Genomic DNA, 12,288 nt, shown 5'->3' with positions numbered 1-12,288 from the left:
AGCGGTGGTCTCGGCGCGGTTTCGGTTCTTTTCGTTTTGTATCGGCGGTGGCCCCCGGAACCACGCCCGCACCCGGCGCCGTCAGGCGTGCGCAAACACCTCGGTGTCCACCTCGCTGCTGCCCTGCGCGTTGTAGCGCTCGCCCTTCACGGTGTGCTGGTTGATGTGGTCGTTGAGCCGCGCCATGACCGAGGCGTCAAGCTTCACGTTCGCCGCACCCAGGTCGTCCTTCAGGTGGGCCAGGCTGGTGGTGCCAGGGATGGGCAGGATGTTCTCACCGCGGTGCAGCAGCCAGGCGATGGCGAGCTGGGCCGGCGTGCAACCCACCTCGTTGGCCATGGCCAGGTAACCGGGCAGCAGGGTGAGGTTGGCCGCGTAGTTCTCGGGCGCGAAGCGCGGCATGCTGCGGCGGATGTCCTTGGCATCGAAGGCATTCACGTTGAGCTCGCCGCAGAGGAAACCCCGCGCCACCGGGCTGAAGGCCACGAAGGCGATGCCGAACTCGCGGCAGGTGTCGAGCACGGCGATCTCGGGGTTGCGCGTCCACAGCGAGTACTCGGTCTGCACGGCGGTGATGGGGTGCACCGCCTGCGCACGGCGCAAGGTGGCCGCCGACACTTCGGAGAGGCCAATGGTCTGGATCTTGCCCGCGCGCACCAGATCGGCCAGCGCGCCCACGCTGTCTTCGATGGGCACCTGCTTGTCCCAGCGGTGCAGGTAGTACAGGTCGATCACCTCGGTCTTGAGCCGTTTGAGCGCCGCTTCGCAGGTGGCCTTGAGGGTCTCGGGCCGGCCGTCGATGACGCGCACCTTCACACCGTCGGCGTTGGGCACGCCCTGCATGCCGCACTTGCTGGCGAGGGTGAACTTCGAGCGGTGTTTGGACAGGTATTTGCCCACCAGCGTTTCGCTGGCGCCAAAGCCGTAGAGCGCTGCGGTGTCGAAATGGGTCACGCCCGCATCCAGCGCGCCGAGCAGCACGCGCTCGGCCTGCTGTTCGGAAACCGGCGCACCGTAGGCGTGGCAGATGTTCATGCAGCCCAGGCCGATGGCTGAGACTTTGAAGGGGCCGAGTTGGCGTTGTTGCATGGTCAGATTTCCTCGCATCAAGAAAAAGGGCCAGACCCATCGCGGTGCTGCGAGGCGTCTGGCCCTATTGTGCTTGGGGTGCGCAGAGCCCTCACCCCTGCCCTCTCCCAGGGGGGAGAGGGGGCAAGGCACTTCAGTTCGCGTTGAGTTGCTGTTCCAGCTTGTGCAGCACCTGGTAGCAGTTGAACACCTTGGCCACGCTGGAGTTCGGCTCGCGGCCCTCTTTGATGGCGGCGAAGAACTCGCGGTCCTGCAGCTCGATGCCGTTCATGGACACCGCCACCTGGCTCACGTCGATCTTCTCTTCCTTGCCGGTGAACAGGTCGTCGTAGCGCGCGATGTAGGTCGCGGTGTCGCCGATGTAGCGGAAGAAGGTGCCGAGCGGGCCGTCGTTGTTGAAGCTCAGGCTCAGCGTGCAGATGGCGCCGTTGGCGGCTTTGAGCTGGATGCTCATGTCCATGGCGATGCCCAGCACGGGGTGGATCGGGCCCTGGATGGCGTTGGCTTGCACGATCGGGCTGTTGCACTGGTAGGCGAACAGGTCCACGGTGTGGGCGGCGTGGTGCCACAGCAGGTGGTCGGTCCAGCTGCGCGCCTGGCCCAGCGCGTTGGTGTTGGTGCGGCGGAAGAAGTAGGTCTGCACATCCATCTGCTGGATATTGAATTCGCCGGCCGTGATCTTCTGGTTTACGTACTGGTGGCTGGGGTTGAAGCGGCGGGTGTGGCCGCACATCGCGACCAGGCCGGTCTGCTTCTGCAGCGCCACCACGTCTTCGGCGCCCTTGAGGCTGTCGGCCAGCGGAATCTCCACCTGCACGTGTTTGCCGGCCTTCAGGCAGGCCAGGGTCTGCTCGGCGTGCATCTGCGTCGGCGTGCAGAGGATCACGGCGTCAACGTCCTTGAGCGCCAGGCTGTCGGCCAGGTCGGTGGTGATGTGTTTGATGCCGTACTTGTCAGCCACTTCCTTGGTCTTCTCCAGGTCGCGGCTGATCAGCGACACCACTTCAACGCCATCGATGTTCTGGATGCCGTCGAGGTGTTTGATACCGAAGGCGCCGGCGCCGGCGAGGGCTACTTTGATGGTCATGTCAGTTGTTCTCCAGGATGAGGTGGCCCACCGCCGTGTTCGACGCGGGCACATGGTAGAAGCGGTGCTTGACGATGGGCGCTGGCCCCTGCACCTTGCCGTCGACGATATCGGACATGGCGCCGCGGGCGATCAGCCACATCACGAGTTCAATGCCCTCGCTGCCGGCTTCGCGCACGTAGTCGATGTGCGGCGTGTCGGCACAGCCCACGGGGTCGGCAATCATCTTGTCGAGCCAGGCGTTGTCCCACTCGCGGTTGATCAGGCCGGCGCGCGCGCCCTGCAGCTGGTGGCTCATGCCGCCCGTGCCCCAGATGTGCACGTTGAGGTCTTCGTCGTAGCTTTCCACTGCCTTGCGGATGGCCTGGCCGAGCATGAAGCAGCGCTTGCCCGAAGGCACCGGGTACTGCACCACGTTGACCGCGAACGGGATCACCGGGCAGGGCCAGGCGTCCTTCTTGGGGTCGAGCTCGCCGCACATCAGCGACAGCGGCACCGTCAGGCCGTGGTCCACGTCCATCTTGTTGACGATGGTGAGGTCGAAGTCCTGCTGGATCACGCTCTGCGCGATGTGCGATGCCAGGTCGGGGTGGCCGATGACCTTGGGCACCGGGCGCGGGCCCCAGCCTTCGTCGGCCGGCGTGAACTCGGCCGCCGTGCCGATGGCGAACGTGGGGATCATCTCCAGGCTGAAAGCCGTGGCGTGGTCGTTGTAGACGAGGAAGATCACGTCGGGCTTGTTGTCCTTCATCCACTGCTTGGAGTAGTCGTACCCCGCGAACAGCGGCTTCCAGTAGTCCTCTTTGGTCTTGCCCAGGTCCATGGCCGCGCCGATGGCGGGCACGTGCGAGGTGAAAACGGATGCGGTGATTTTTGCCATGGTCAAGCCTTCTTTCCTGCGGCGCCAGAACCCTGGGGCTGGCGGTGCGCCTGCGCATCGCCGTCTTCGCCCACATAACGGTTGCCTTCAACCGAACGTCCGCCGCCGATCATCATGTTGCGGTACTCCTCTTCGGTCATGCCGGTCATGGAGCCCGCCATCTGCTGGAAGCTCTTGCCGTCGGTGGCGCCGATCTTGGCCAGGAAGTAGATGTTGCCGCCTGTGCGCATGCACCAGTTGAGGTCGCGCGCCAGCACGGCCTGCTTCTGCTCTTCGGTCATCGGCCACTGGTCGAGGTAGGCGCGTTCGTCGGCCTTGAACTTCTCGCGGTTCTCGGCTTTCATGAGCGACATGCAGAACTGGTTGAGCCAGAAGCCTTTGCGGGACTGTTCGGCGTCAAAGATGATCGTGCCGGGCACGTCTTTGTAGGGTTTATCGAGTGCCATGTTCAAACCTCCTCGGGCCAATAGAGACGCATCGGGTTGTCCACCAGCAGTTTGCGCTGCAGTTCGGCGGTCGGCGCGATGTGCGGGATGAAGTCCACCAGCAGGCCGTCGTCGGGCATGTGGTCCTTCAGGTTGGGGTGCGGCCAGTCGGTGCCCCAGAGCACGCGGTCGGGGAACTGCTCGACGATGCGGCGGGCGAACGGGATCACGTCGGTGTAGGCGTTCTGCTCGCCGTTCAGCGCCTTGGGGCCGGTCACGCTCAGGCGCTCGGGGCAGCTCACCTTGCTCCACACATTGCTGTGCTCGCGCATGAACTTCTCGAACAGCGCGAACTGCGGGCCATCGACCGGCAGCGACACATCGGGTCGGCCCATGTGATCGACCACCACGGTGGTGGGCAGCGCGGTGAAGAAGTCCCACAGCTCGGGCAGGTCCACCGCCTCGAAGTAGATGACCACGTGCCAGCCCAGTTTGGCGATGCGGCCGGCGATCTCCATCAGCTCGTCCTTGGGCGTGAAGTCGACCAGGCGCTTGACGAAGTTGAAGCGCACGCCGCGCACGCCGGCCGCGTGCAGGGCCTGCAGCTCCTCGTCCGTCACCGAGCGCTTGACCGTGGCCACGCCACGCGCTTTGCCGCCGCTGGACAGACAGGCGTCGACCATGGCGCGGTTGTCGGCGCCGTGGCAGGTGGCCTGCACCACCACGTTGCGGGCAAAGCCCAGGTGGTCGCGCAGCGCGTACAGCTCGTGCTTGCTCGCGTCGCAGGGCGTGTACTTGCGTTCTGGCGCGTAGGGGAACTCGGCCCCCGGGCCGAACACGTGACAGTGCGCGTCCACCGCGCCGGCGGGCAGCTGGAACTTCGGCTTGGACGGACCGGTGTACCAGTCCATCCAGCCTGCGGTTTTGGTGAAATCACCAGAGGTGGGTTTGCTCATCGTGCGTCCTCAATCGATGTATTTCAAACCAGCGGCTGCCAGCGGCTCGCGCATCTTGTACATGTCCAGCCCCAGCACACCCGAGGCCAGCTTCTCGCGCTTCTCACCCTCGAAACTCTCGCGCTTGATGGCGGCCGCCAGCGTTGCCGCCGCACGCGCCGCGGGCACGCAGACCACACCGTCGTCGTCGGCCACGATCACGTCACCGGGCGTGACCAGCATGCCGGCGCAGACGATGGGGATGTTCACCGAACCCAGCGTGGCCTTGATGGTGCCCTTGGAAGAGATCGCCTTGGACCACACCGGGAAGTTCATTTCCTTGAGCGTCTTCACGTCGCGCACGCCGGCGTCGATGACCAGGCCGCGAGCGCCGCGCGCCTGGAAGCTGGTGGCCAGCAGGTCGCCGAAATAGCCGTCGGTGCATTCGGCCGTGACGGCCGCGACCACGATGTCGCCGGGCTGGATCTGCTCGGCCGCCACATGCATCATCCAGTTGTCACCGGGCTGCAGCAGCACGGTGATGGCCGTGCCGGACACCTGCACCCCCGTCTGGATCGGCCGCATGTAGGGTTTCAACAAGCCAACACGGCCCATGGCCTCGTGCACGGTGGCCGAGCCGAGGGCGGCCAGGCCGTCGGCCGCAGCGCGGTCGGCCCGGGTGATGTTGCGGTAAACGACGCCGAGTTCGTACATGGTGATCTCCGGTTTTGATTCCCTCTCCCGCTTGCGGGAGAGGGTTAGGGTGAGGGGGCGGGCGCTCCAAGACCCTCACCCCAGCCCTCTCCCGCAAGCGGGAGAGGGAGCTAAGTCAGAGGCTCTTCGCTTTGAGCGCTGCATCGAGACGCGGAAACACGCGCCGCGCATTGCCTTCATAGACCTTGTAGCGGTCGTCCCCCACGACGATGGTGCTCGCTTCGATGTAGCGCTTGGTGTCGTCGTAGTAGTGGCCGGTCTCGGGGTCGATGCCGCGCACGGCGCCGATCATTTCCGACGCGAACAGGATGTTGTCCACCGGAATCACCTTGGTCAACAGGTCGATGCCCGGCTGGTGGTACACGCAGGTGTCGAAGAAGATGTTGTTCAGCAGGTGGTCCTTGAGCAGCGGCTTCTTCAGCTCCTGCGCCAGGCCACGGAAACGGCCCCAGTGGTAAGGCACCGCGCCGCCGCCATGGGGAATGATGAACTTCAGCGTCGGGAAGTCCTTGAACAGGTCGCTGGTCAGGCACTGCATGAAGGCCGTGGTGTCGGCGTTCAGGTAATGGGCCCCGGTGGTGTGGAAGCAGCTGTTGCAGCTGGTGGACACGTGCACCATGGCCGGGATGTCGTACTCCACCATCTTCTCGTAGATCGGGTACCAGGCCTTATCGGAGAGCGGGGGGGACGTCCAGTGGCCGCCCGAGGGATCCGGGTTGAGGTTGATGCCGACGTTGCCGTATTCCTTGACGCAGCGCTCCAGCTCGGGGATGCAGGTGGCCGGGTCCACGCCCGGGCTCTGCGGCAGCATGGCGGCGGGGATGAAGTTGTCCGGAAACAGCTGGCTCACGCGGTAGCAGAGCTCGTTGCAGATGGCGGCCCAGGTGGAGCTGATGTTGAAGTCGCCGATGTGGTGGGCCATGAAGCTGGCGCGCGGCGAGAAAATGGTGAGGTCGGAACCCCTCTCCTTCATCAGGCGCAGTTGGTTGGTCTCGATGGACTCGCGCAGTTCATCGTCGCTGATCTTGAGATCGCTCACCTTCGGCATGGAGGCCGGGTCCTTGATGCCGGCGATCTGCGCGTTGCGCCAGGTCTCCAGCGCCTTGGGGGCCGTGGTGTAGTGGCCGTGGCAGTCGATGATGAGGGGCTTTTGCTGGCTCATGGGGGAAGTCTCCTGTCGGAATGTGGGCCTGTGCAGATGAAGGGTCAGGCCGGGTCCATGCCCTGGCGCCGCTTGGCCTCGGCCGCGGCGGGCGAGGCCATGAAAGCGATCAGTTCGCGCGCGGCGCCTGGCTGTGTGGCACTGGCGCAGACACCAGCGGAAAAGGTGGTGACGATCTGGATCTCGGCGGGCAAGGCGCCCAGCAACTCGATGCCCTCGACGTGCAGCAGCTCGCTGAGTTGCTGGAAGCCCAGCTCCACCTCGCCGCGCGCCACCAGGGTGCCCACCGGCACGCCGGGGGGCGCCTGGACGATGCGGTCCTGAATCTGCCCGGCAATGCCCCAGCGCTCGAACAGCCGGGCCAGCGCCACGCCACTGGGGCCGGTGGAGTAGCTCAGGCTGCGCGCGGCCAGCACGGCGCTGCGCACCGCGTCTTCCGAGCCGATGTCGGGCCGGGCCGCACCGGCGCGCACCGCCACCGCGACCCCCGAATGCACCAGGTCCATCTTGCTGCCGGCCACGAGCTTGCCCGCCGCGAGCAGCTTGTCGATGGCGTCGGAGGCGAGCACCACCAGATCAAACGGCTCGTCCGCCATGACGCGCTTGGCGGCGTCCACGCCGCCCACCGATTCGATCTGCACCTGCACGCCCGAACGCTGCTCGTAGGCCGACACCAGATCGGCCAGCACCTGGCGCGTGGCCATGGACGAAATGCCGCGGATCGGCCCGGGCGGTGTGTCGGTAGCACTGGGGGATGCAAAGGATGGCATGAGCCGGATTGTGCTCAGGCACCGGAAAACCACAAGCGGCATACCGTACTATTAGCCATTCCTTTTTGATATATCTCCACCCCGGACCATGGATCTCAAACAACTGGAGTATTTCGTGCGCGTCGCCGAGCTGGGCAGCTTCACCCGAGCGGCGCTGGCGCTGGACGTGGCACAGCCCGCGCTCTCGCGCCAGGTGCGGCTGCTGGAGGTGGAACTGCGGCAGAACCTGCTGGTGCGCAACGGCCGCGGCGCCACACCCACCGAGGCGGGCAAGCTGCTGCTGGAACATGCGCGCGGCATCCTGCACCAGGTGGAGCGGGCGCGGGAAGAGCTGGGCCGGGTGCGCGGCGCGCTGGCCGGGCGGGTCGCGATCGGCCTGCCGCCCAGCCTGGCGCGCGTGCTCACGGTGCCGCTCACGCGCGCCTTTCGCCTGCAGCTGCCGCAGGCCAGCATCTCCATCAGCGAAGGCCTGTCGGCCCACATGCAGGAATGGCTGCAGACCGGGCGGCTGGACATCGCCGTGCTCTACAACGCGATGCCCGCGCCCGACATCGAGATCGCGCCGCTGCTCGACGAAGACCTGCTGCTGGTGCAGCCGCGCCCGCCGGGCCTGCCCGAAGACCCGCCCCCGCCCCCGATTCCACTGGCCGAGGTGGCGAAGCTGCCGCTGGTGATTCCGAGCCGGCCCAACGCGATCCGCATGCACGTGGAAACCGAGATGGCCAACATCGGCTGCCGCCCGCTCATCGCGCTGGAGATCGACGGTGTGTCGGCCATCCTGGATCTGGTGGCCGACGGCGCCGGTGCGGCCCTGCTCTCGCGCAACGCGGTGGCCAGCTCGATCCGACCCTCGGCCTACCAGACGCGCGCAGTGTGCAACCCGACGCTGCGCACCCGCCTGTGCCTGGCCACGAGTTCACAACGCCCCGCCACCCTGACCCTGCAGACCACGCTGGCGCTGATCCGCCAGACCATCGGCACGCTCAACGCCGCCTGAAGCCCGCCCCTACCCCGGCGGGTGTGCGGCGATCAGGCGGTCGGCGTAGTCCGCCCAGTGCGGCGACTTGCCCAGGTCCGCGAACCGGCCGGCGCGTGCCTGCGCGGCCATCCAGTCGTGTTTTTCCGCGATGGCCGACGCCATGAACGGCTCGAAACCCGCTTCGCGCACGGTGTTGGCCACCTCGCGCATTTCTTCGGCGCGGCGCTTGCCGTGCTGCGCCACGCGGCTGAAGAAGTAGCTGCCCTGGGCCGACCAGTCGATGCCGGGAAAGGTCTCCTGCAGGGTGGCGATCATGGCGTCTTCCACGCCGTAGGCGCGCGCCGTGGTGTAGCTCTCCAGCACCAGGGCCTCCAGCCCCTTGATCATGATGCTGCGGCACATCTTGGTGGCCGAGGCCACGCCGACGCGCTCGCTGGCCAGCTGGGGCACCATGCCCAGGGCCTGCAGCGCGGGCAGCAGGCCAGCCGCGTGCGGGCCGCCCAGCAGCATGGGCACGCGGATGCCGTAGGGCGGCACCGAGGTCATGACGCCGGCCTCCACGTAGCGGCCCCCGGCGGCATCGATCAACGCGGCGGCCTGCTGCTTGGTGCCGGGCGACGCGGAATTGAGGTCCAGGAAATAACTGCCCGGGCGCAGGTGTGGCGCGGCGGCTTGCGCCACCGCCAGCGCGCTGGACGCGGTCACGGCCGAGATCACCAGCGTGGATTTCGCGCACAGGCTCGCCACGCCGTCGCAGGCCTCCACACCGAGCGCGGCGGCATGGGCCAGCGGCTCCTCGCGCTGCGCCGGGTCGGCGAACTTCAGGTCCCAGGCCGCAGTGGCCTTGAGCCCTTCGCTGAAGATGCGGCCCACTTCTCCGTAGCCGATGAGTCCGATACGCAAGGTGTCCATGAAAAACTCCATTCAAGAATGCGGTCCGGCGCGATGCATCGCAGGACAGCTGGTCTGGCCGGAGCGACCTGCCCAAACCGGGAACACCGCGGAACTGGCTCTGCCAGGCCGCAGGTGTTGCCCCCTTGAAAGGGGGTCGCGCGCAGCGCGGCGGGGTGGTTACTGCTTCTCTATACCGGCGCGCTGGATCACGGCGCCCCAACGCTGGATGTCGCTCGCCAGCAGCTCGGCGGCCTGCTCGGGCGTGCTGCCGCCGGCGTCGATGTTGAGGTCGGCCAGTTTCTTCTTCACCTCGGGCAAGGCGAGCGCGGCGTTGATGTCCTTGTTCAGCCGGTCGATCACCGGGCGCGGGGTCTTGCCCGGCGCGGCCAAGGCGTTCCAGGACGAGGCCACGAAACCCTTGACGCCCTGTTCCACCGCCGTGGGCACATCGGGCAACACCGTGGAGCGCTTCTGCCCGGTCACGGCCAGCGCGCGGAAGGTGCCGGCCTTGATATGCGTGAGCGCGGGCCCGAGGATCTCCACCGCCACGTCCACCTGCTTGCCGCGCAGCGCACCGATCAGCGCGGGCGTGCCATTGAAAGGCACCACCTGCGCGTCGATGCCGGCGCTGGCCTTGAACAGTTCGGCCGCCAGATTCTGCGTGCTGCCGATGTTGATGCTGCCGATGTTGAGCTGGTCGGGGTGGGCCTTGGCAAAGGCCACCAGTTCGCCCAGGGTCTTGTGCGGCGAGTCGGCCGGCACCAGCACCGCGATGTCGAACGTGCCCAGGGTGGACACGGGCGCGAAGCTCTTGACAGTGTCGTAGGGCAGGCTCTTGAACAGGCCGGCCGTCACCGCCGTGCCGTTGGACATGAGAAACAGGGTGTGGCCATCGGGCTCGGCGCGCGCCACCGTGTCGGCCGCCACCACGCCGCCGGCACCGGGCCGGTTCTCGACGGTCACCGGCTGGCCCAGCGACCGGCTCATCTCGGCCGCCACGATGCGCGCCGTGAGGTCGCCCACGCCGCCGGCCGCGAACGGCACCACGATGCGCAGGCTCTTGCTCGGGAAGACCTGTGCCGTGGTGACCAAGGGTGCGGCGAACACCACCACGGCAGAGAGGGCCGTCAACACCATGCTGCGAGGACGGGCAAAGCAACGCATGTTCATGGCGTGGTCTCCAGTCTGTTTGAGGAAAAACCTATCCGACGTACTGCACCAGCCAGAGCGAGATTGGCGGGAACAGCAGCAGCAGCGTGGTGCGGAACACGTCGCTGATCAGGAATGGCATCACGCCCTTGTAGCTCTCACTGATCGGCACGCCCTTGGCCATGCCGTTCACCACATAGACGTTGAGCCCCACTGGCGGCGCCAGCAGGCCGAAGCCCACGGTCATCAGCACCATGATGCCGAACCAGATCGCCGTCATTTCCTGGCTCATGCCGAAGTCCATGGACATGACCATGGGGAAGAAGATCGGGACAGTCAGCAGGATCATGGACAGCTCATCCATCACCGCACCGAGGATCACGTAGAACAACAGGATCGCGGTCACCACCATGAATGGCGACAAACCCCAGCCGTTGACAACCTCGGCGAGCATCGCGGGCACCTGGGTCAATGCGAGGGCCGAGTTCATCAGATCGGCACCAATGAAGATCATGAAGATCATCGCGCTGGCTTCGGCCGTTGCGTAGAAGCACTTCTTGACCTTGGCCCAGGTCAGCTCGCGCTTGAGCAGCGCGGCCACGAAGGTGCAGGCCGCACCCACGCCCGCACCTTCGGTGGGGGTGAACAGGCCGCCGTAAATGCCACCGAAGACGATCAGGAACACCACGGCGATCGGCAACACACCCAGCAGCAGCTTGGCGCTCACGCGGGGCATGTTCTCTTCGTCGTGCTCGGGCGCCTGGCCGGGCACCAGACGCACATAGATCGCAATGGCGATGATGTAGCCCACCATGGCAATCACGCCGGGGATCATGGCCGCCGCGAACAGTTTGGCGATGTTCTGCTCGGTCAGGATGGCGTAGATCACGAGCGGCACCGAGGGCGGAATCAGGATGCCGAGTGTGCCGCCGGCGGCGAGCGTGCCGGTGGACAGGCGGCCTGAGTAGCCGTGGCGCCTCATCTCGGGCAGGGCCACCGAGGTGATGGTGGCCGCCGTGGCGATGGACGAACCGCAGATGGCTCCGAAGGCCGCGCTGGCCATCACCGCCGCCATGGCCAGGCCACCGCGGAAGCGCGCCATGATGGTCGCGGCCAGCTCGAAAAGCGACTTGGAGATGCCGCCCTGGGTGGCGAAGTTGCCCATCAGGATGAACAGCGGGATCACCGACAAGTCGTAACTGGCGAAACGCGCGAACGCCAGGCCATTGAGGTTGTTCGAGAACGGCATCCAGCCGACCTGGCTGATGTAGCCAAAAATACCCGCGGTGAACATCGAAATGGCGATGGGCACACGCAGCGCCATCAGGAGCAGCATCACGCCGAAGATGGCACCCGCCATGGACAGGGAACTCATTGCGCCTGCTCCTCGAAGTTGCCCACAAAGGCCTGACACAAGGCGATGACACTGGTCAAGCACAGGGGCGGCACGATCGCCGCATAGACGATCCACTCGGGAAAGCCGAGCATCATGGTCGTGGTCTGGGAATCGTAGGAGTTGATGCCCCCCACCACGGTGCGCCACGCCAGCAGGGTCATCACGGCCGCGAGCACCAGCGCGCCAAAGCGGTCGAGCACCGCGTTGATGCCATCAGGCACCTTGGAGGTGAAGAAGTCGACGATGATGTTGCCGCGCTTGAGCTGGCACCATGGCAGAAACAGCGCCACGGCGGCACCGGCCGTCACGGCCGTGAGTTCATAGTCTCCCAGCAACGTGGTACCGATGGTGTTGCGGCCAATCAGGCTTGCACACGTCACCAGCGTGATGAGGGTCATCAAGACACCGGCCAGGATGGCGCAGAGTCTTGCCAGAGCAGATAACAGTTTCAATTGATCACCTTGAAAAACAGTGGGCGTGGCGCCAGAGAACGGTCGAATCTGCCACAGAAGGCGTCGGGCCGGTGCCTCAACCGATCCCGAAGGATTATCGTGCCCAGCGTGTGGGAGGCTTTCTGACGAAAAGCGCCCAACGCACGACGTCCCTGCGTGCCCGGCCACCCTCGCCGCCGGGGATTGTTCAACGGGCGTATTTGGCGATCAGTGCACGGGCCTCCGAGGCCAGCTTGGCGCCGTCGATGTTCTTGCCCTTCATCTCGGTGACCCAGTCGCTCTCCACCGTGCCGGCGGTGCGGCGCCAGCGCTGGGTCTCGGCCAGGTCCAGCGCCACGATGTTGTTGCCGGCCTTC

General features: G+C 66.1%; 13 protein-coding genes. 1 reads left to right on the top strand and 12 read right to left on the bottom strand.

The window, feature by feature from the left end:
• Nucleotides 1-81: 81 nt before the first annotated feature.
• The 8 genes from AC07YZ_RS08310 to AC07YZ_RS08275 all read right to left on the bottom strand — a co-directional run bounded on the left by AC07YZ_RS08310 (nt 82) and on the right by AC07YZ_RS08275 (nt 6,996).
• Entirely contained in the window at nt 82-1,089 is a 1,008-nt protein-coding gene (locus AC07YZ_RS08310; protein ID WP_494794404.1) for an aldo/keto reductase, read from the bottom strand.
• Between the two features lie 133 nt (nt 1,090-1,222).
• On the bottom strand, nt 1,223-2,176 hold the full coding sequence (locus AC07YZ_RS08305) for a Gfo/Idh/MocA family oxidoreductase (protein ID WP_494794403.1): 954 nt from the start codon (nt 2,174-2,176) through the stop codon (nt 1,223-1,225).
• Between the two features lies 1 nt (nt 2,177).
• A complete protein-coding gene (locus AC07YZ_RS08300) occupies nt 2,178-3,056 on the bottom strand; it encodes a class III extradiol dioxygenase subunit beta (RefSeq protein WP_494794402.1) in 879 nt (292 codons plus the stop codon).
• A gap of 2 nt (nt 3,057-3,058) precedes the next feature.
• Entirely contained in the window at nt 3,059-3,502 is a 444-nt protein-coding gene (ligA, locus tag AC07YZ_RS08295) for a protocatechuate 4,5-dioxygenase subunit alpha (RefSeq protein WP_494794401.1), read from the bottom strand.
• A 2-nt stretch (nt 3,503-3,504) separates the two neighbouring features.
• The gene (locus AC07YZ_RS08290; RefSeq protein WP_494794400.1) at nt 3,505-4,437 is read right to left on the bottom strand and encodes an amidohydrolase family protein; all 933 of its coding nucleotides are present in this window, start codon (nt 4,435-4,437) and stop codon (nt 3,505-3,507) included.
• A gap of 9 nt (nt 4,438-4,446) precedes the next feature.
• Nucleotides 4,447-5,130, bottom strand: coding sequence for a 4-carboxy-4-hydroxy-2-oxoadipate aldolase/oxaloacetate decarboxylase (gene ligK / locus AC07YZ_RS08285; RefSeq protein WP_226493647.1), 684 nt, complete (start codon nt 5,128-5,130; stop codon nt 4,447-4,449).
• A gap of 115 nt (nt 5,131-5,245) precedes the next feature.
• On the bottom strand, nt 5,246-6,292 hold the full coding sequence (locus AC07YZ_RS08280) for an amidohydrolase family protein (protein WP_494794399.1): 1,047 nt from the start codon (nt 6,290-6,292) through the stop codon (nt 5,246-5,248).
• Nucleotides 6,293-6,336: 44 nt separating this feature from the next.
• Nucleotides 6,337-6,996, bottom strand: coding sequence for a substrate-binding domain-containing protein (locus tag AC07YZ_RS08275; RefSeq protein ID WP_494794571.1), 660 nt, complete (start codon nt 6,994-6,996; stop codon nt 6,337-6,339).
• A 154-nt stretch (nt 6,997-7,150) separates the two neighbouring features.
• On the opposite strand from AC07YZ_RS08275, the gene AC07YZ_RS08270 reads away from it, so the two are divergent.
• Nucleotides 7,151-8,059, top strand: coding sequence for a LysR substrate-binding domain-containing protein (locus tag AC07YZ_RS08270; RefSeq protein ID WP_226493649.1), 909 nt, complete (start codon nt 7,151-7,153; stop codon nt 8,057-8,059).
• Nucleotides 8,060-8,068: 9 nt separating this feature from the next.
• On the opposite strand, the gene AC07YZ_RS08265 is transcribed toward AC07YZ_RS08270, so the two are convergent.
• The 4 genes from AC07YZ_RS08265 to AC07YZ_RS08250 all read right to left on the bottom strand — a co-directional run bounded on the left by AC07YZ_RS08265 (nt 8,069) and on the right by AC07YZ_RS08250 (nt 11,932).
• Complete coding sequence (locus tag AC07YZ_RS08265) at nt 8,069-8,953, bottom strand: NAD(P)-dependent oxidoreductase (RefSeq protein ID WP_494794398.1); 885 nt, start codon at nt 8,951-8,953, stop codon at nt 8,069-8,071.
• 159 nt (nt 8,954-9,112) lie between these two features.
• Complete coding sequence (locus AC07YZ_RS08260) at nt 9,113-10,105, bottom strand: Bug family tripartite tricarboxylate transporter substrate binding protein (RefSeq protein ID WP_494794397.1); 993 nt, start codon at nt 10,103-10,105, stop codon at nt 9,113-9,115.
• Between the two features lie 31 nt (nt 10,106-10,136).
• Complete coding sequence (locus tag AC07YZ_RS08255) at nt 10,137-11,459, bottom strand: TRAP transporter large permease (RefSeq protein WP_226493652.1); 1,323 nt, start codon at nt 11,457-11,459, stop codon at nt 10,137-10,139.
• Nucleotides 11,456-11,932: a TRAP transporter small permease gene (locus AC07YZ_RS08250; RefSeq protein ID WP_494794396.1), complete on the bottom strand. Its 477-nt coding sequence runs from the start codon at nt 11,930-11,932 to the stop codon at nt 11,456-11,458. The genes AC07YZ_RS08255 and AC07YZ_RS08250 overlap by 4 nt, the downstream gene beginning before the upstream one ends.
• Nucleotides 11,933-12,288 lie beyond the last annotated feature (356 nt).

The sequence above is a fragment of the Hydrogenophaga sp. GW101-3F08 genome (assembly GCF_059424585.1).
The sequence above is the reverse complement of the archived record's forward strand: the minus strand, read 5'-3'. Positions and strand labels throughout refer to the sequence as shown.

What these genes read in the sequence shown, in the direction of transcription:
- AC07YZ_RS08310 (WP_494794404.1), bottom strand. Translation starts at nt 1,089, where the DNA reads ATGCAACAACGCCAACTCGGCCCCTTCAAAGTCTCAGCCATCGGCCTG.
- AC07YZ_RS08305 (WP_494794403.1), bottom strand. Translation starts at nt 2,176, where the DNA reads ATGACCATCAAAGTAGCCCTCGCCGGCGCCGGCGCCTTCGGTATCAAA.
- AC07YZ_RS08300 (WP_494794402.1), bottom strand. Translation starts at nt 3,056, where the DNA reads ATGGCAAAAATCACCGCATCCGTTTTCACCTCGCACGTGCCCGCCATC.
- ligA (WP_494794401.1), bottom strand. Translation starts at nt 3,502, where the DNA reads ATGGCACTCGATAAACCCTACAAAGACGTGCCCGGCACGATCATCTTT.
- AC07YZ_RS08290 (WP_494794400.1), bottom strand. Translation starts at nt 4,437, where the DNA reads ATGAGCAAACCCACCTCTGGTGATTTCACCAAAACCGCAGGCTGGATG.
- ligK (WP_226493647.1), bottom strand. Translation starts at nt 5,130, where the DNA reads ATGTACGAACTCGGCGTCGTTTACCGCAACATCACCCGGGCCGACCGC.
- AC07YZ_RS08280 (WP_494794399.1), bottom strand. Translation starts at nt 6,292, where the DNA reads ATGAGCCAGCAAAAGCCCCTCATCATCGACTGCCACGGCCACTACACC.
- AC07YZ_RS08275 (WP_494794571.1), bottom strand. Translation starts at nt 6,996, where the DNA reads ATGGCCACGCGCCAGGTGCTGGCCGATCTGGTGTCGGCCTACGAGCAG.
- AC07YZ_RS08270 (WP_226493649.1), top strand. Translation starts at nt 7,151, where the DNA reads ATGGATCTCAAACAACTGGAGTATTTCGTGCGCGTCGCCGAGCTGGGC.
- AC07YZ_RS08265 (WP_494794398.1), bottom strand. Translation starts at nt 8,953, where the DNA reads ATGGACACCTTGCGTATCGGACTCATCGGCTACGGAGAAGTGGGCCGC.
- AC07YZ_RS08260 (WP_494794397.1), bottom strand. Translation starts at nt 10,105, where the DNA reads ATGAACATGCGTTGCTTTGCCCGTCCTCGCAGCATGGTGTTGACGGCC.
- AC07YZ_RS08255 (WP_226493652.1), bottom strand. Translation starts at nt 11,459, where the DNA reads ATGAGTTCCCTGTCCATGGCGGGTGCCATCTTCGGCGTGATGCTGCTC.